Annotated in this window: 16 protein-coding genes and 2 pseudogenes; 12 read left to right on the top strand and 6 right to left on the bottom strand. The window is 65.2% G+C overall.

The features are described from left to right. Positions 1–91 precede the first annotated feature (91 nt). The 11 genes and pseudogenes from hisI (at position 92) to RS899_RS29295 (ending at position 8,151) form a co-directional block, all read left to right on the top strand. Entirely contained in the window at positions 92–505 is a 414-nt protein-coding gene (hisI, locus tag RS899_RS29335) for a phosphoribosyl-AMP cyclohydrolase (RefSeq protein WP_184590387.1), read from the top strand. Next, positions 495–833, top strand: coding sequence for a phosphoribosyl-ATP diphosphatase (locus tag RS899_RS29330; protein ID WP_045212901.1), 339 nt, complete (start codon positions 495–497; stop codon positions 831–833). The genes hisI and RS899_RS29330 overlap by 11 nt, the downstream gene beginning before the upstream one ends. A 24-nt stretch (positions 834–857) precedes the next feature. Then, positions 858–1,106 (top strand): twin-arginine translocase TatA/TatE family subunit, encoded by a 249-nt coding sequence (locus tag RS899_RS29325; RefSeq protein ID WP_024766217.1) that lies wholly within the window; start codon positions 858–860, stop codon positions 1,104–1,106. A 3-nt stretch (positions 1,107–1,109) separates the two neighbouring features. Beyond that, positions 1,110–1,622 carry a Sec-independent protein translocase protein TatB gene (gene tatB / locus RS899_RS29320; RefSeq protein WP_054907850.1) on the top strand — a complete coding sequence of 171 codons (513 nt, stop codon included), beginning with the start codon at positions 1,110–1,112 and terminating at the stop codon, positions 1,620–1,622. Continuing rightward, positions 1,619–2,413 carry a twin-arginine translocase subunit TatC gene (gene tatC, locus RS899_RS29315; RefSeq protein ID WP_054907849.1) on the top strand — a complete coding sequence of 265 codons (795 nt, stop codon included), beginning with the start codon at positions 1,619–1,621 and terminating at the stop codon, positions 2,411–2,413. The genes tatB and tatC overlap by 4 nt, the downstream gene beginning before the upstream one ends. After that, positions 2,410–3,117 carry a 16S rRNA (uracil(1498)-N(3))-methyltransferase gene (locus RS899_RS29310; RefSeq protein ID WP_054907848.1) on the top strand — a complete coding sequence of 236 codons (708 nt, stop codon included), beginning with the start codon at positions 2,410–2,412 and terminating at the stop codon, positions 3,115–3,117. Before tatC ends, RS899_RS29310 begins: the two co-directional genes overlap by 4 nt. 186 nt (positions 3,118–3,303) lie before the next feature. Further along, a pseudogene (locus RS899_RS30950) lies at positions 3,304–4,296 on the top strand (methyl-accepting chemotaxis protein); the annotation flags it as partial. 48 nt (positions 4,297–4,344) lie between these two features. Further along, complete coding sequence (locus RS899_RS30945; protein ID WP_374701924.1) at positions 4,345–5,217, top strand: methyl-accepting chemotaxis protein; 873 nt, start codon at positions 4,345–4,347, stop codon at positions 5,215–5,217. 464 nt (positions 5,218–5,681) lie between these two features. Further along, positions 5,682–6,722, top strand: a pseudogene (locus RS899_RS30940) (methyl-accepting chemotaxis protein); the annotation flags it as partial. Between the two features lie 33 nt (positions 6,723–6,755). Next, the gene (locus RS899_RS30935) at positions 6,756–7,628 is read left to right on the top strand and encodes a methyl-accepting chemotaxis protein (protein ID WP_374701923.1); all 873 of its coding nucleotides are present in this window, start codon (positions 6,756–6,758) and stop codon (positions 7,626–7,628) included. Between the two features lie 94 nt (positions 7,629–7,722). Next, complete coding sequence (locus tag RS899_RS29295; RefSeq protein ID WP_233297073.1) at positions 7,723–8,151, top strand: UPF0158 family protein; 429 nt, start codon at positions 7,723–7,725, stop codon at positions 8,149–8,151. A 428-nt stretch (positions 8,152–8,579) separates the two neighbouring features. Here the strand turns inward: RS899_RS29295 and RS899_RS29290 are convergent, their stop codons facing one another. Genes RS899_RS29290 through mexA form a run of 3 tightly spaced genes read right to left on the bottom strand, consistent with a single transcriptional unit; the run spans position 8,580 to position 14,367 of the window. Beyond that, positions 8,580–10,049, bottom strand: a complete 1,470-nt coding sequence (locus tag RS899_RS29290; RefSeq protein ID WP_054907844.1) for an AdeC/AdeK/OprM family multidrug efflux complex outer membrane factor — start codon at positions 10,047–10,049, stop codon at positions 8,580–8,582. Between the two features lies 1 nt (position 10,050). Then, positions 10,051–13,194 carry an efflux RND transporter permease subunit gene (locus RS899_RS29285; RefSeq protein ID WP_315808676.1) on the bottom strand — a complete coding sequence of 1,048 codons (3,144 nt, stop codon included), beginning with the start codon at positions 13,192–13,194 and terminating at the stop codon, positions 10,051–10,053. 15 nt (positions 13,195–13,209) lie between these two features. Next, entirely contained in the window at positions 13,210–14,367 is a 1,158-nt protein-coding gene (gene mexA / locus RS899_RS29280) for a multidrug efflux RND transporter periplasmic adaptor subunit MexA (protein ID WP_233297070.1), read from the bottom strand. Between the two features lie 270 nt (positions 14,368–14,637). On the opposite strand from mexA, the gene RS899_RS29275 reads away from it, so the two are divergent. Next, entirely contained in the window at positions 14,638–15,072 is a 435-nt protein-coding gene (locus RS899_RS29275) for a MarR family winged helix-turn-helix transcriptional regulator (protein WP_233297069.1), read from the top strand. A gap of 51 nt (positions 15,073–15,123) precedes the next feature. Here the strand turns inward: RS899_RS29275 and RS899_RS29270 are convergent, their stop codons facing one another. From RS899_RS29270 to RS899_RS29260, 3 genes are all read right to left on the bottom strand, one after another. Next, positions 15,124–15,699, bottom strand: a complete 576-nt coding sequence (locus RS899_RS29270; protein WP_017520144.1) for a YceI family protein — start codon at positions 15,697–15,699, stop codon at positions 15,124–15,126. 28 nt (positions 15,700–15,727) lie between these two features. Further along, on the bottom strand, positions 15,728–16,282 hold the full coding sequence (locus RS899_RS29265; RefSeq protein ID WP_037013760.1) for a cytochrome b: 555 nt from the start codon (positions 16,280–16,282) through the stop codon (positions 15,728–15,730). A gap of 176 nt (positions 16,283–16,458) precedes the next feature. After that, the gene (locus RS899_RS29260; protein ID WP_315808675.1) at positions 16,459–17,946 is read right to left on the bottom strand and encodes a flavin monoamine oxidase family protein; all 1,488 of its coding nucleotides are present in this window, start codon (positions 17,944–17,946) and stop codon (positions 16,459–16,461) included. Positions 17,947–18,035: the final 89 nt, after the last annotated feature.

Raw genomic sequence — 18,035 nt, 5'->3', positions numbered from 1 at the left:
TCGCCGCGGTGGCTGGCACACTTAACCGCTATACGAAGTGGCTTACAACGTGGCTCTGGGCACCATGCGTGCCCGCTGTACGGAACCCGAGATGAAAGACTGGCTGGACGAAATCAACTGGAATGCCGATGGACTGGTGCCGGCGATCGCCCAGGACCATCGCACCGGCCGCGTGCTGATGATGGCCTGGATGAACCGTGAGGCCCTGGCCCTCACCGCCGCCGAGAACCGCGCCATCTACTGGTCGCGCTCGCGCGGCAAGCTCTGGCGCAAGGGCGAGGACTCCGGGCACGTGCAGAAACTGCACGAGCTGCGCCTGGACTGCGACGCCGACGTGGTGATCCTGATGGTCGAGCAACTGGGCGGCATCGCTTGCCACACCGGCCGCGAGAGCTGCTTCTACCGGGTGTTCGAGAACGGCGCCTGGCAGACCGTCGACCCGGTCCTCAAGGACCCGGATGCCATCTACTCCCACGTAGGTACAGGAAAACCCCATGAGCACTGATACCCTCGCCCGTCTGGCGGAAGTCCTCGAAGCGCGCAAGAATGCCGCACCGGACAGCTCCTACGTGGCCAGCCTGTATCACAAGGGCCTGAACAAGATCCTGGAGAAGGTTGGCGAAGAGTCGGTGGAAACCATTCTTGCCGCCAAGGACGCCGCCGCCAGCGGTGACTGCACGGACCTGATCTACGAAACGGCCGACCTCTGGTTCCACTCCCTGGTGATGCTCGCCGCCCTTGGCCAGCACCCGCAGGCAGTACTGGACGAGCTGGACCGCCGCTTCGGTCTTTCCGGGCATGACGAAAAAGCCGCGCGCCAACCGTCGGCCTGATACGAACAATTCGAGGAGAACAAGATGGGCATCTTTGACTGGAAACACTGGGTCGTCATCCTGATCGTCGTGGTCCTGGTCTTCGGCACCAAGCGCCTGAAGAACCTCGGCTCGGACGTCGGCGAAGCCATCAAGGGCTTCAAGAAGGCGATGAACACCGAGGAAGACGAGAAGAAGGACCCGAACGCCGCTGCCGGCACTCCGCCGCTGAACCAGCCGCACACCATCGACGCCCAGGCGCACAAGGTCGAAGAGCCGGCGCGCAAGGACTGATTCATGTTCGGTATCAGCTTCAGCGAACTGCTGCTGGTAGGGCTCGTCGCCCTGCTGGTGCTCGGCCCCGACCGCCTGCCGGGCGCCGCGCGCACGGCCGGCCTGTGGATCGGCCGGCTCAAGCGCAGCTTCAACGCCATCAAGACGGAAGTGGAGCGCGAGTTGGGCGCGGATGAAATCCGTCGCCAGCTGCACAACGAGCACATCCTGCAGATGGAGCAGGAAGCCAAGAAGCTGATGGCGCCGCTGACCGACCTGCAAGACCAGGCCCGGGAAGCCTTCAATCCGCAGCAGCCGGCCCAGCCCGAAAGCCAGGACGCGCCCGCTGAACCGCCCGCGGCGCCGACCATTGCGCCCAATAGCCGGCTGAACAGCCTGCCGGGCGCGGGGATTGCTCCGCCTGCCGTTACGCAAGCGACACCTGCTGCGCCGCAGGCGACAGAAGCCGACCAGCCGAGCCAACCGACTGCCGCAAGCCAGCCGCCCGCTTCTTCCGAGACGCCGCGTACCCCATGAGCGCCGAAAAACCCGACCAGCCCGAACAAGACCAGGAAATGCCCCTGGTCTCGCACCTGACCGAACTGCGTACGCGCCTGTTGCGCTGCGTAGTGGCGATCTTCGTGATCTTCATCGGCCTGCTGTACTTCTCGCAGAAGATCTACGCCCTGGCCTCCGAGCCGCTGCGGCGCTTCCTGCCCGAAGGCGCGACCATGATCGCCATCGACCCGGCGTCGGCCTTCCTCGCACCGCTGAAGCTGACCATGATCGTCGCCGTGCTGATCGCCATGCCGGTGATCCTCGGCCAGGTCTGGGGCTTCATTGCGCCGGGCCTGTACAAGCACGAGAAGCGCGTCGCCCTGCCGCTGCTGGCCTCCAGCATCGTGCTGTTCTACGCCGGTATGGCCTTCGCCTACTTCCTGGTATTCCCGTTGATGTTCCACTTCTTCCTCGGCCAGGCCCCGGAAGGCGTGACGCCGATGACCGACATCAACAGCTACCTGGACTTCCTGACCCTGCTGTTCGCCTTCGGCGTGGCCTTCGAGATTCCCGTCGCCACCGTGCTGCTGGTGTGGATCGGCGTGGTCGACGTGGCCTACCTGAAGAAGATCCGCCCCTACGTGATCATCGGCTGCTTCGTCGTCGGCATGGTCCTCACCCCGCCGGACCCGCTGTCGCAAACCTTGCTGGCAGTGCCGATGTGGATGCTGTTCGAGGCCGGCGTGCTGTTCAGCCACCTGATCCGCAAGCGCGGTCCGGAAGAGGAAGAAGAGTCCAAGGGCGACCAGCCACCGGCCACCCGCCCGTGAACCTGCTGCTGCTCGACGACGCCGACTTCGTTGCGGCGGATCGCGTGATCCTGCGCGACCGCCGCCTGACCCACATGCAGGAAGTCCATCGCGCCGAAAGCGGCGACCGCATGCGCGTTGGCCGCCTCGGCGGCTTGATGGGCGAAGGCCGCCTGCTGCGCCTGGAACCGAACGAGGCCGAACTGCAGGTCAGCTTCGACCAGCCCCCGCCGGCCAAGCTGCCGCTGACCCTGCTGCTCGCCCTGCCCCGCCCGAAGATGCTCCGCCGCGTGCTGCAGACCGTCGCCGCCATGGGCGTCCCGCGCCTGGTGCTGCTCAACAGCTACCGGGTGGAAAAGAGCTTCTGGCAGACGCCCTTCCTCGAACCCGAGGCGGTGCGCGAGCAACTGATCCTCGGCCTCGAACAGGCACGCGACACCGTGCTGCCCGAAGTGATCATCGAGAAGCGCTTCAAGCCCTTCGTCGAGGATCGCCTGCCCGCCCTCGCTGCCGGCAGTCTCGGCCTGATTGGCCACCCGGGCCCCTGGCCGGAATGCCCGCGGGCACTGAGCGAACCGGTGACCCTGGCCATCGGCCCGGAAGGCGGCTGGATTCCCTACGAGGTCGACAAGCTGCGCGAGGCCGGCCTGAACCCCGTGCAACTGGGCGAACGCATCCTGCGCGTCGAGACCGCCGTGACCGCTCTTCTGGCACGACTGTTCTAAGTCGAACTGGCGCAAAGCCAGTAACGACGCGGCCTCCAGCGTGAACCACCAGTCAGAAAAATAACTCGAAACACTTCAGTTCCAGGCAGCGAAGCCGATATCTGGGCTACCGGTCGTCCCCCACTCTGCGCATTTCCCGCTCAGCCATGCGTACCGGCCTCGTACAACCCCTGGAGCGCCGCCTTCATGTTTCGCTGGTTCAACAACCTCAGTGTCAAACTCAAACTGGCATCGGGCTTCGGCCTGGTGCTGCTGCTCACCCTGCTGATCGCCCTTACCGGCTGGATCAACCTGGGCAACGTGATCAGCCGTGGCGACAAGCTCGGCGAGATTTCCGAGCTGATCGCGATCGCCAAGGACCTGCGCATCGCCCGCCTGAAATTCCAGTCCACCCGCGCGCCGGAAGACGCCAAGCTGGTACTCGATACGCTGGACAAGCTGGATCAGCGCCATCGTTCGCTGAACGAGAAGTTCACCGAGGCCGAGGACCGTCGCGTCATTGACCAGCAGCATGAGCTGAGCGTGGAGTACCGCAAGCTCTACGCCCAGTTGCTGAAGTCCTTCGAGGAACGCGACGCCGCCAAGCAGGTGCTGATCAAGTCCGCCGGCGCCGTCAGCGAAGGCCTGCAGAAGGCCGAGCAGAAGCTGGTCGGCACCGGCAGCGCCGAAGGTCTTCAGCACCTGCAGGACCTCTCCGGCCTGGGCCGTGCCGTGATGCAGGCGCGCCTGCAGGTGATGGCCTACACCAGCACCGACGCACAGAACCTCGAACAACCCGCCTTCGCCGCGCTGCAGCAGCTGATCGACGCCGTGAAGAGCGACATGAGCACCTCACCGGCCGAGCTGAACGGCGATTTCCGCGCCACCCTCGATGCGCTGGAAACCTACCGCAACGCGCTGACCAACTACCGCAACGAAGTGAACGACAGCCAGGCTGCCCGCGATCGCATGCGCGATTCCGGCCAGCAGATCGAGAAGCTGAGCAACGAGCTGACCGCCACCCAGACCGCCAAGCGCGACGCAGGCGTCACCCAGGCCAAGACCCTGCTCGGCCTGGCTGCGCTGATCGCCCTGGTGCTGGGCAGCATCGCCGCCTGGATCATCACCGGGCAGATCGTCAATCCGCTGCGCGACGTGCTGGGCCACGCTGAGCGCATCGCCGACGGCGACCTCAGCCGTGACATCCCCACCACCCGCCACGACGAACTGGGTCAGTTGCAGAAGAGCATGCAGCGCATGAACCTGTCCCTGCGCGAGCTGATCAGCCACATCCACGACGGCGTGACGCAGATCGCCAGCGCCGCCGAGGAACTGTCCGCGGTGACCGAGCAGACCAGCGCCGGGGTGAACAACCAGAAGACCGAGACCGACCAGGTCGCCACCGCCATGAACGAAATGGCCGCCACCGTGCAGGAAGTCGCGCGCAACGCCGAGGAAGCTTCCGAGGCCGCCTCCGCCGCCGACCGCCAGGCCCGCGACGGCGAAGGCGCGGTGAACGAAGCGGTGAACCAGATGGACCGCCTGGCCGGCGAAGTCGGCCGGACCAACGAGTCGGTGCTCAAGCTCAAGCGCGAGAGCGAAAAGATCGGCAGCGTGCTGGACGTGATCAAGGCGGTGGCCGAACAGACCAACCTGCTGGCGCTCAACGCCGCCATCGAGGCCGCCCGCGCCGGCGACGCCGGGCGTGGTTTCGCCGTGGTGGCCGACGAGGTGCGTGGCCTCGCGCAGCGTACCCAGTCCTCCACCGAGGAGATCGAGGAGCTGATCGCCGGCCTGCAGAGCGGCACCCAGCAGGCCGTGCAGATGATGGAAACCAGCCGCGACCTGACCGTCAGCACCGTCGACCTGACCCGCCGCGCCGGCGAGCGCCTGGGCGCAATCACCCGCACCGTGTCGACCATCCAGTCGATGAACCAGCAGATTGCCGCCGCCTCCGAGCAACAGAGTGCGGTGGCCGAGGAGATCAACCGCAGCGTGATGAACGTGCGCGACATCTCCGAGCAGACCGCCGCCGCCAGCGAGGAAACCGCCGCCTCCAGCGTCGAGCTGGCGCGGCTGGGCAACGAGCTGCAAGTGCTGGTCAGCCGCTTCCGCGTCTGATCGTTCCGTGATGAAAAGGCCCGCGCAATGCGGACCTTTTTGTTTCTCCAGACCGGACATCGGCACTGGTACTTCCCCCTCACCCCAGCCCTCTCCCAGAGGGAGAGGGAGCCATCCGTGCCGGCTGATGCAACGGTTTCACCCTTCACCGTACGGTCCCCTCTCCCTTTGGGAGAGGGTTAGGGTGAGGGCATTCCCATGCACGGATTCCACCTATAGGAGCGAGCTTGCTCGCGAACAAACCCCGCTCCGGGATCGGTTCGCGAGCAAGCTCGCCCCTACAAGAGCTCTCGCGCCACGCGAGAAACCCCGCGACGAATTCGCACCTTCAGTTTCTGTAGCTGCCGCCGATAGCCTCTGACGCACGAAGATGCGTCCCGACAATTCCACCTCGCCTCCGATCTTTTGTTGTTGCCTGCCACGGGCCGTCGATCCCGTGGCGACGCCTGCCTGGAGTATTCGACATGTACGATTGGCTAGTAGTACAGCTGGGACGTCTCAACGTCAGCCTCAAGCTGGTGGTGGGCTTCGGTATCCTCCTCTTCCTCACCCTGCTGGTGCTGCTCAGCGGCCTGCACAGCCTGAGCAACCAGGCCGAGCGCGGCCAGCAGATGGCGACCATCACCGAGCTCAACGACCTCAGCCAGCAGGCCAACCTCGCCCGCCTGCAGTTCGAACTGGGCGGCGACCGCAGCCAGGCCGAGCGCGTCGAGCAGCACAGCACGAAGATGCTGGAGCTGATCGAGCAGCGCCTGAAAGGCAGCGATATCGATGCCAGACAATTGAGCGCCGCACGCCAGGCGGTGAGCGAATACCGCGAAGCTTTCAGCGCCCTGACCCGCGCCGTGGACCAGCGCACCCAGGCCCGCAGCACGCTGGTAGGCAGTGCGCAGAGCGCCCTGCAGGCCTTCGAGGCACTGGACAAGCAGCTCTTCGACCTGCTCGCCGAGCAACCCGGCGATAGCCAGTTGCTGCACAGCGCCCAGGCCGTCGGCCAACTGCACCAGCAACTGCTGGTGGTGCGCTACCAGGTTCGTGGCTACGTCTTCGAGCAGTCCGCCAATGCCGAACAGGCCGCCTTCGCCGCCTTCGACAAGCTGCGCGACACCGGCTCCGCGCTGCAGAACCAGTTACCAGCCATCGCCGCCGACGGTCTGAGTACGGCCCTGAAAGACCTGCAGAACTACCGCAGCGGCATCGAACACTTCCGCGACGGCGTCAACGCCACGCTGCAAGCACGCAAGGGCCTGAACGGCGCCAGCGAAGCGCTGCTCGCAGCCGCCACCCACCTTTACGACGACACCCTCGCGCGCAACGACGCCGAGACCGCCGCCGCCAGGACCCGGCAGATTCTCATCGCCATCCTGGCGCTCGCCTTCGGCATGCTGTCGGGCTGGGCCATCAACCGCCAGATCGTCCGCCCGCTGCATGAGGCGCTGGAGCTGGCCGAGCGCATTGCCCAGGGCGACCTGTCCCAGGGCCTTTCCCGTGACCTCAACCTGCAGCGCAGCGACGAGCTGGGCCAATTGCAGCGCGTGATGATGCGCATGCGCGAAAGCCTGTCGCAGCTGCTCGGCCACATCGGCGGCAGCGTCAGCCAACTGGCCACCGCCGCTGACGAACTCTCCGCCGTCACCGAGCAGACCCGCGCCGGGGTGAACAGCCAGCGCGTGGAAACCGAGCAGGTCGCCAGCGCCATCCACGAAATGGCCGCTACCGTGCAGGAAGTCGCGCGCAACGCCGAGCAGGCCTCCGCCGCCGCACAACAGGCCGACCAGCAAGCGCGCCAGGGCGACCAGGTGGTACAGGATGCGGTGAACCAGATCGACCGCCTGGCCATCGAAGTGGATCGCTCCGCCGAGGCCATGGAGCTGTTGCGCAAGGAAAGCGAAAAGATCGGCAGCGTGCTGGATGTGATCAAGTCGGTCGCCGAGCAGACCAACCTGCTGGCGCTCAACGCCGCCATCGAGGCCGCCCGTGCCGGCGAGGCCGGGCGTGGATTCGCCGTGGTCGCCGACGAGGTGCGCGGCCTGGCCCAACGCACCCAGTCCTCCACCGCCGAGATCGAAGGCCTGATCGCCGGCCTGCAACGCGGCGCCCAGGAAGCAGTGACGCGCATGGACGACAGCCGCCGCCTGACCGGCAGTTCGGTGGAACTGACCCGCCGCGCCGGCGAGGCGTTGGGCGTGATCGCCCGCACCGTGGCCGACATCCAGGGCATGAACCTGCAGATTGCCTCCGCCGCCGAGGAACAGAGCAGCGTCGCCGAGGAGATCAACCGCAGCGTGGTGCAGGTGCGCGAGATCGCCGACCAGTCGGCCGCCGCCAGCGAACAGACTGCCAGTTCCAGCACCGAATTGGCGCGCCTGGGCAACGAACTGCAGCTGCAGGTAGGGCGCTTCCGCCTGTGAGGACTCGGCTGGCCGGTGCCCCCGCACCGGCCGGCGGGACAATTGTCATGCGCATGGCGTAGGATCGGTCACTCGCCATATAGGGAGAGTGACCATGCGCCCGCTGACCATCGACCTCGACGAACTCGCCTTCGCGCTCGACACCCAGGGTATCGATCACTACCTCGATCTGTTCAGCGGCCAGGTGCTGCTGATTCCCGAAGAAGACCCCGATCCTGAACTGGCCGAACTGCTGCACCGCGAGCCGGAACGCCTGCTGCCCATCGAGCCGCTGAGCAGCGGCCAGTCGCTGGAGCTGATGCGCGAATTCCTCCGCGAAGTGCCCGAGCCGCACGCCTATTCCGCCCTGGCCAACGCCATCGAGGGGCGCAAGCCGTTCAAGGCCTTCCGTCATGTGCTGATGGGTTACCCCGAGCTGCTGCAGGCCTGGTATGTCTACCAGGGCGAACGACTGCGCGAGTGCGCGCTGGATTGGCTGGCGGACAACCAGATTCAGCCGGCGACGCGCAGCGCAATGCTCTGATCCGCAGGTTCGCGAGCACGCTCGCTCCTACGAAGAGCACGCCGGCCCCAGTAGAATCACGAAGCGCCGCAAACTTTCGCGCAACAATGGAGGGCGGATAACGCCTATGGCGTTATCCGCCACTGGACTGGCTGGCGGACAACCAGATCCAGCCGGCGACGCGCAGCGCTCACCTGTAAGGGCGCGCCATACGTGCTCGCTAGCAGGGACCTCCTGCGTAAAGCCCTACCTACCCTCTCCCCCGCCCTCTCCCTGAAGGGAGAGGGAGCTATCCGTGCCGGCTGACACATGGGGCTTCGGCCGGCAGCAAACCAATCCCCTTTCCCTTCAGCGGCGGATAACCCGTTCCGGGTTATCCGCCCTACGTGTAGCCCTCGCCTACCCCCAAACAAAAACGCCGCCCCGAAGGGCGGCGTTGTTGTTTCCGATCAGAACAACCGGCCTTCGGGAGCCTCGCTGGAGATCGGCTTGGCCTGAGCTGCCGTGGCCTGCCAGCCGCCGCCGAGGGCCTTGTACAGGTTGACCTCGCTGGTCAGCTGGTTGAGGCGGTCGGAGATCAGCTGTTGCTGGGCACTGAACAGCGAGCGTTGCGCATCGAGCAGGGTGAGGTAGTTGTCCACACCGGTGCGGTAGCGCTTGTCGGCCAGGCGGTAGTACTCGCTGCTGGCGTCCACCAGCGCGCGCTGCGCCTGCAGTTGCTCGTTGAAGGTGCCACGGGCGGCAAGACCATCAGCCACCTCGGAGAACGCCGTCTGAATGGCTTTCTCGTACTGCGCGATGTTGATGTCCTTCTGCACCTTGGCCAGGTCCAGGCTCGCGCGCAGGCTGCCGGCGTTGAAGATCGGCAAGCTGATCGACGGCTTGAACAGCCAGGTGCCGGAGCCGCCGTCGAACAGGCCGCCGAGGTCCGGGCTGATGGTGCCGGCGTTCGCGGTCAGGCTGACGTTCGGGAAGAACGCCGCCCGCGCCGCGCCGATGTTGGCGTTGGCCGCCTTGAGCTGGTGTTCCGCCTGGAGGATGTCCGGGCGGCGTTGCAGCAGATCGGAGGGCAGGCCCGCCGGCACGGTGGCCAGCAGTTCGTCGCCCAGGCCACGGCCTTGCGGCAGGTCCGCCGGCAGGCCGGAACCGAGCAGCAGCACCAAGGCATTCTGGTCCTGCGCCACCAGGCGGGTGTACTGCGCCAGGGTCGCCCGCGCGCTTTCCACCGAGGTCTGCGCCTGGCGCAGGTCCAGCGCCGAAGCGACACCGACGTCGTAGCTGCGCTTGGTCAGGTCGTAGCTCTTCTGGTAGGTGCCGAGGGTGTCGCGGGTCAGTTGCAACTGGGCCTGGTCGGCGCGCAGCGTCAGGTAGGCGTTGGCGACGTTGGCCACCAGGCTGGTCTGGGTGCTGCGACGCGCCTCTTCGGTGGCGAAGTACTGCTCCAGCGCCTGGTCACGCAGGGCACGCAGGCGGCCGAACAGGTCGATTTCCCAGGACGTGATGCCCAGGGTCGCACCGTACTGGCTGCTGATCATCGAACTGCCGGTCTGCGACAGGTCCGCCGGCAGGCGCTGGCGCGAGCCGTCGAAGCTGGCATCCACCGCCGGGAACAGGTCGGCCCGCTGGATGCGGTACTGCGCCCGGTAGGCTTCGATGTTCAGCGCGGCGACGCGCAGGTCGCGGTTGTTTTCCAGCGACACTTCGACCAGTCGCTGCAGTTGCGGGTCCTTGAAGAACTCGCGCCAGCCGATGTCGGCGCCGGCGTTGGCCGGTTGCGCCGCATCGTAGGCATCGCCCTGCGGGTAAGCCGCGGCCACGGGCGCCTCGGGGCGCTCGTAGTCGGGGATCAGCGAGCAGCCGGACAACACACCGGCCGCTATCGCCAAATGCAAAGAGGGCAACAGTAAGGACTTTCTCATATCAATGCCCCTTCTCAATGGCTTCCTGTTCCTTGGACTGCTTGTCCTTGAACAGGGTACTGACCACCACATAGAACAGCGGTACCCAGAAGATCGCGAGGATGGTCGCGGTGATCATGCCGCCGATCACGCCGGTACCGATCGCGTGCTGGCTGCCGGAGCCTGCACCGGTGGAGATCGCCAGCGGCAACACGCCGAGGACGAACGCCAGGGAGGTCATGACGATCGGGCGCAGACGCATCCGGCACGCCTCGATAGCGGCCGCGACGATGGGCTTGCCCTCCCGCTCGTGCAGCTCCTTGGCGAATTCCACGATGAGGATCGCGTTCTTCGCCGACAGGCCGATGGTCGTCAACAGGCCCACCTGGAAGAACACGTCGTTGGACAGGCCGCGCATGGACGTCGCCAGCAGCGCACCGATGACGCCCAGCGGCACCACCAGCATCACCGAGAACGGGATCGACCAGCTTTCATACAGCGCCGCCAGGCAGAGGAACACCACGATCAGCGACAGGGCATAGAGCGCCGGAGCCTGCGAACCGGACAGGCGTTCCTCGTAGGACAGACCGGTCCAGGAGTAGCCGACGCCCTTGGGCAGCTGCTTGACCATCTCCTCGACCGCGGCCATCGCCTCACCGGTGGAGCGGCCCGGGGCCGGCTCACCGAGGACTTCCATGGCCGGGACGCCGTTGTAGCGCGCCAGTTTCGGCGAGCCATAGCTCCATTCGCCGGTGGCGAAGGCGCTGAACGGCACCATCTCCCCGGAGCTGTTGCGCACGTACCACTTGTCCAGGTCTTCCGGGCTCATCCGCGAATTCGGGCGGCCTTGCAGGTAGACCTTCTTCACCCGACCGCGGTCGATGAAGTCGTTGACGTAGTTCGAGCCCCAGGCAATCGACACGGTGGTGTTGATGTCCGCCAGCGAGACGCCCAGCGCACTGGCCTTCTCGTCGTCGATCAACAGCTTGTACTGCGGCTCGTCGTTCAGGCCGTTGGGGCGCACGCGTTGCAGCGCGGGGTTCTGCGAGGCCATGCCGAGGAACTGGTTGCGCGCCTGCATCAGCACTTCATGGCCGACGCCAGCCTGGTCCTGGAGGAAGATGTCGAAGCCCACGGCGTTACCCAGTTCGAGTACCGCCGGCGGGGCGAAGGCGAACACCATCGCGTCCTTGAAGCTGAAGAAGTGCATCTGCGCACGCTGGGCCAGCGCGAACACGCTGTTCTCCGCGCCCGGACGCTCTTCCCAGGGCTTGAGCATGATGAACGCCATGCCCGAGCTCTGGCCACGGCCGGCGAAGTTGAAGCCGGTCACGGTGAACACCGAGGCCACCGAGCTGCTTTCCTTCTCGAGCAGGTACTCGCGCATCGAGTCCACCACCACCTGGGTGCGCTCGGCGGAGGAACCGGCCGGGGTCTGCACCTGGGCGAACAGCACGCCCTGGTCCTCGTCGGGGAGGAACGCCGTGGGAATGCGGGTGAACAGGTAGACCATGCCGCCGAGGATCAGCACGTACATCAGCAGGTACGGCATGCGGTGATTGAGGATCGAGGTGACGCCGCGCTCGTAGCCATGGGTGGTGGCGAGGAACTTGCGGTTGAACCAGCCGAAGAAGCCGCGCTTGTGCTCGCCATGGTCGCCCTTCTCGATGGGCTTGAGCATGGTGGCGCAGAGCGCCGGGGTGAGGATCAGCGCAACGATCACCGACAGGGCCATGGCCGAGACGATGGTGATGGAGAACTGCCGGTAGATCACCCCGGTGGAGCCGCCGAAGAAGGCCATCGGCAGGAATACCGCCGACAGCACCATGGCGATGCCCACCAACGCGCCCTGGATCTGGCCCATGGACTTGCGCGCCGCCTCGCGGGGCGACAGGCCTTCCTCGGCCATCACCCGCTCGACGTTTTCCACCACCACGATGGCGTCGTCCACCAGCAGGCCGATCGCCAGCACCATGCCGAACATGGTCAGGGTGTTGATCGAGAAGCCGAAGGCGGCGAGTACGCCAAAGGTGCCCAGCAGTACCACCGGCACGGCGATCGTCGGGATCAGCGTGGCGCGGAAGTTCTGCAGGAACAGGTACATCACCAGGAACACCAGCAGGATCGCTTCGCCCAGGGTCTTCACCACCTCATGGATGGAGGCGGAGACCACCGGGGTGGTGTCGTACGGGTAGACGATCTTCATGCCCTGCGGGAAGAACGGCTCCAGCGTGGCTAGGGTGGCGCGGATCGACTTGGCGGTGTCCAGCGCGTTGGCGCCGGTAGCCAGCTTGATGGCGATACCGGAGGCCGGCTTGCCGTTGAACTGGGCGTTGATGCTGTAGTCCTGGCCGCCCAGGGCCACATCGGCAACGTCCTTCAGGCGAACCTGGGAACCGTCGGCGTTGACCTTGAGGAGGATTTCCTTGAACTGTTCGGCGCTCTGCAGGCGGGTCTTGCCGATGATCGTGGCGTTGAGCTGCTGGCCCTTGACCGCAGGCAGGCCGCCCAGCTGGCCGGAGGAGATCTGCACGTTCTGCGCCTGGATCGCCGTCTTCACGTCGCCCGGGGTCATCTGGAAGCTGTTGAGCTTCGCCGGGTCCAGCCAGATACGCATGGCGTACTGCGAACCGAACACCTGGAAGTCGCCCACACCGGCGGTCCGCGACAGCGGGTCCTGGATGTTCGAGACGATGTAGTTCGACAGGTCTTCCTTGGTCATGCTGCCGTCTTCGGAGACGACGCCGACCACCATCAGGAAGTTCTTCACCGCCTTGGTCACGCGGATGCCCTGCTGCTGTACTTCCTGCGGCAGGAGCGGGGTGGCCAGCTGCAGCTTGTTCTGCACCTGGACCTGGGCGATGTCAGGGCTGGTGCCCTGGTCGAAGGTCACGGTGATGGTCATGCTGCCGTCGGAGTTGGACTCCGAGGAGATGTAGCGCAGATGGTCGAGACCGTTCATCTGCTGTTCGATCACCTGCACCACGGTGTCCTGCACCGTCTCGGCGGAGGCGCCCGGGTAGCTCACCTGGATGGCGATGGCCGGCGGCGCGATAGCCGGGTACTGGTTCACCGGCAATTTGAGGATCGACAGACCGCCCGCCAGCATGATCACCAGGGCGATTACCCAGGCGAAAATGGGCCGGTCAATGAAAAACTTCGACATTACGAATCCCCTTGATTAACCCTGCTTGGCCGGTTCAGCGGCGGCGGGCTTGTCGGCGGCACCAGCGGTGGGCGCCACGTTCTTCGCGGGTACGGCCTTGGCCTGGGCGCCCGGCTGGACGTACTGCAGGCCTTCGGTGATCAGGCGGTCGCCGGGCTTGAGGCCATCGCTGACCAGCCAGTAGGCGCCAACGGTGCGCTCAGCCTTGATGGTGCGCAGCTCGACCTTGTCTTCGCCATTGAGCACCAGGGCGGTTGCCATGCCACGGAAGTCACGGGTGACGCCCTGCTGCGGCGCGAGGATGGCCTGCTTCTTGATGCCCTCCTCCAGCTGCGCATGGACGAACATGCCCGGCAGCAGTTCCTTCTTCGGGTTGGGGAAGATGGCGCGCACGGTCACCGAGCCGGTGCCCTGGTCGACCGAGACCTCGGAGAACTCCAGCTTGCCCTCGATGGGGTATTCGGAGCCGTCTTCCAGGTACAGCTTGACCTTGGCGGCATTGTCGCCGGCCTTCTCCAGTTGCCCGGCGGCCATCTCGCGGCGCAGACGGATCAGCGCGGTGGAAGACTGCGTGACGTCGACGTAGATCGGGTCCAGCTGCTGCACGGTAGCCAGTGCGGTGGCCTGGCCGTTCTGCACCAGGGCGCCCTCGGTCACGCTGGAGCGGCCGATACGGCCGGAAATCGGCGAGTAGACCTTGGTGTAGCGCACGTTGATCTTCGCGCTGTCCACCGTAGCCTTGGCCTGCAGGTAGGCGGCCTGGGCGTCGGCGTATTGCTGCTTGCTCACCGCCTCGTCCTTGACCAGTTCCTTGTAGCGCTCGGCCTGCTGCTGGGTGGACACCAGGTTGGCCTGGGCACTCTGCAGGGTCGCATCATAGGTGGCCGGGTCGATCTGGTACAGCTGCTGACCTTCCTTGACGTCGCTGCCTTCCTTGAACAGGCGCTTGAGGATGATGCCGTTCACCTGCGGGCGAACTTCGGCGATGCGATACGCGGTGGTGCGACCCGGCAGTTCGGTGCTCAGGGTCACTTCCTGCGGCTGCAGGGTCACCACACCGACTTCGGGGATCTGCTTCTCCTGCGGGGCCTGGGCTTTGTCGCAGCCGGCAAGAGTGGCCATGGCGACGAGCAGGGCCGGGACCAGGGCGCGCATGGCTGGCTTTCGTTGCATATCGTTGTCCTCGTGAGCAAAGCATCCGGTTTGGCTGTGGGCTTGCCGGTCCGGAAAAGCTGGCAAAAATACTTACATTCAGCTGTGTTTGTAAACGTCCGAAAGCCCTGAGGGAAAACTACTGAAACGTTTTAGCCAAAGGCCGATATCGCAGTAGGTTTCCCGCAAGGCAGTCGCGGCGACGAACAAAGTTGATAACATCAACTAAAATACGAAAAAATGGTTGAGCTGATCAACCTGATTTACACAAGGTTTACCGTGACCGAGCCGATGACCCATACCCTGAATCCCGACCTGCCACAGACCCTGATGAAGGTGCTCGATCATTTGCGCGAGAGCCTCCAGGACGAACTGTGCGCCGAGGGCATCGACCTCACCCCGCCAGACATCCGCCTGCTCGAGCTGATCGGCGCCGATGCGGGCCAGAGCCTGCAGAGCCTGGGGCGCAAGATGTGCCGCGACAAGGCGCTGGTGACCCGCAAGATCCGTGAAATGGAGACGCTCGGCCTGGTTCGCCGCGAGCGCAACCCGGACGATCAGCGCAGCTTCCAGCTGTTCCTCACCGAGGCCGGGAGCCGCATCGACGAGCGCACCCAGGCCATCCTCGCACGAACCCATGACAGTCTGTTCGCGCCGCTGGACGACGATGAACAGCGCACCCTCACCCAGCTTCTGCGGCAATGCCTGCAAGGCCGGGGAGACTAAGGCTACAAACGAAAACGCCGGCATTCGCCGGCGTTTTCGCAGTCCTGCGTCTTACTGACGCACCCCTTCGACCGACAGGGTCAGCTCGACTTCCTGGGAAGCCGGGCCGAGGTCGCGCTGGATGTTGAAGTCCTTCAGCTTGAGGGTGGTGGTGCCGAGGAAGCCGGCGCGGTAGCCGCCCCACGGATCATCGCCCTGGCCGATCAGTTCAGCCTTGATGGTGACCGGCTTGGTCACGCCATTGAGGGTCAGGTTGCCAGTGATCTCGGCATTCTTGCCATCAGCCTTCACGGCGGTGGATTCGAAGGTTGCAGTCGGGTTCTTCGAGACGTTGAGGAAGTCCGGGCTGCGCAGGTGCTTGTCACGCTCGGCGTGGTTGGAGTTCACGCTGTTGGTGTTGATGGTCACCTTGACCTTGTCGGCGGACGGGTTCTTCTCGTCGAAGGTGAAGGCACCGTCGAAATCATCGAAGCGGCCGTACAGCCAGCTGTAACCCAGGTGCTTGATGCGGAATTCGATGAAGGCGTGCTGGCCTTCCTTGTCGATCTTGTAGTCCGCGGCCATGGCCTGGCCAGCGGAGAACAGTGCGGTACCCAGCGCCAGAGCGGCGAACGTCTTCTTCAGCATTGAAGCAATCTCCCTTTGGGGTGAGGTGTTATTTCGCAGCACGACCGAGCATGCGCACCAGCGTGGCATCGCGGTCGAGGAAATGGTGTTTGAACGCCGCCAGGGCGTGCAGCACGGCCAGGACGACCAGGGCCCAGGCCAGGTACAGGTGGATCGCACCGGCGATGTCGGCCTGGTCGGTGATGCCGCTCAGGGTGGCGGGCACGTCGAACCAGCCGAACACGCTGATGGGTTTGCCTTCGGCGGTGGAGATCAGGTAGCCGGCGATGATCACGGCGAACAACAGCGCGTAGAGCGCCAGGTGGCCGAGCTTGGTGGCCAGGCGGGTGAGATTGCCGTGGTTGGCCGGGGTCGGCGGCGACGGGCTGATGAAGCGCCAGAGCACACGCACGATCAGTGCGATGGCCAGCAGGATGCCGATGCTTTTGTGGATTTCCGGGGCGCGGTGGTACCAGGTGTCGTAGTAGTCCAGCTCACGCATCCACAGGCCCAGGCCGAACAGGCCGAAGACCACCAGCGCGCTGCCCCAGTGCAGGAACAGGCTGACCAGTCCGTAGCGTGCGGGGGAATTACGCCATTGCATCGATACACATCCTTGAAAACGGGAATTCAAGACTAGCGGCTAATCCATCGAAGAAAAGCAGAAAAATCTGCTTTGAAACATCGACTGACAAGATAGGTCATCTCCTGAAACGGCCGTGCCAGAGCCAGAAACGACAATGCCGGCTTTCGCCGGCATTGTGGATGGAGCGCGCTGGATCAGAACGGCAGCCAGGACATGATGCCCTTCTTCTCGCCCTTCTCGGCCGGTTTGTCGCTGGCCGCCGGCTTGTTGTCGGCAACCAGTGCCGCACCTTCGAGCACCGGAGTCTTGCCGGCGTACAGGTCGCGGACCTGGCTGGCGGCGCGCTTGCCGCTGCGCAGGGCGCCTTCGATGGTGCCCGGATAGAACGCATCGGTGTGTTCGCCGGCGAAGGCGACGCGGGAAACCGGGGTTTCCCAGACGCGCCAGAAGCGGCTGATCTGGCCCGGACCATAGGCCAGGTAGGAGCCGCCGGTACCGACGTCGGTGCTGTAGCGGCGCATTTCATAGCCGTCGTACGCGCCGCGCATCTTCGGGTAGTACTTGTTCATGCGGATCAGCACCTGCTCCGACAGCTGGCGATCACCGAAGGCCTGCATCACACGGGCATTGTCGCCGGACAGGTTGATCAGCACGTTGGCGCCGCCCTTGGTCGCGGGCTCGACCCAGATCATGCCCAGGCCCTGGTCGCTGTAGATCTCGCCGGACAGGCGCGACTTGTCGTCCCACACCGGGCGCTTGAACTTCATCAGGATCTGGTCGCGCCAACCGTAGTTGGTGCCCTTGAGCGCCGCCAGCTGCTTCTCGTTCAGGCCCGGGGTCAGGGTGATATTGCCCAGGGCGCGCAGCGGTACGGCCAGTACCAGGTAGTCGGCGCTGTAGCCGGTGGGGCCGACCTTGACGGTCACGCCGTCCTTGTCCTGGCTGATCGCGGTGACCTTGGCGTTGGTCTTGATGGTCTTGATCTGCTTGACGAAGGCCTGGGCCAGCACCTGGCTGCCGCCGGGCAGGCGTGCCGCGCGCAGATCACGGTCGTCGACGCCGCGGTACACACGGCCCTGCTGGGCGAGGTAGAGCAGCGAAAGGCGCGACGGTTCGTCGTAATGCGAACGGATGCGCTGGTTGACCAGTAGGCGCGCGGTCGGCGACAGGTTCAGCTTGTCCAGCCAGCGTGCGGCGGTGAGCTGGTCGAGGGCGAACAGGGTCTTGTTCGCCAGCGGGTTGAGCGGGTCGTCGATCGAGGCGGACAGATCGTTCAGCGACTTCTCGAAGCGCTCGAGGTCCGCGGCGACGGCCGGCATCTTGGTCTTCAGGTCGGCGCTGCTGTAGTAGAGGCCGTCGATCAGGTAGCTCGGGGTACGGACGAATTCCGGCGCCGGCACCGAGTTCACTTTCAGGGTGTCCAAGTAGCCGTTGAGGGTCGGCTGGGCCTTCTTGTTGCCGATCCACTCACTGGTGGCCAGGCCCGAGCGGCCACCCACCTGCGGCTTGGCTTCCAGCAGGGTCACCTGCCAGCCCGCCTGCTGCAGCTCGTAGGCCGCGGAGAGGCCGGCGAGTCCGCCGCCCACCACGATGGCGGTCGGTTGTTTGTCCTTGCCCAGCGCCACTACGCTGAACACGCCCAGAGCGAGCAGCGCGGCAGCGCGCAGCCATCCCATTTTCATCGCCAGACTTCCCCGAATTGGTGCAAAGGCGCGAAGCATACGTGAGCGCCCGAAAGCCGAATAGCCGTCTTGGTCGGCTGCCTACAACA

Origin of the sequence: Pseudomonas sp. C9-3 (assembly GCF_032392015.1) — a bacterium.
Classification (GTDB): Bacteria; Pseudomonadota; Gammaproteobacteria; order Pseudomonadales; family Pseudomonadaceae; genus Pseudomonas; species Pseudomonas nitroreducens.
The sequence above is the reverse complement of the archived record's forward strand: the minus strand, read 5'-3'. Positions and strand labels throughout refer to the sequence as shown.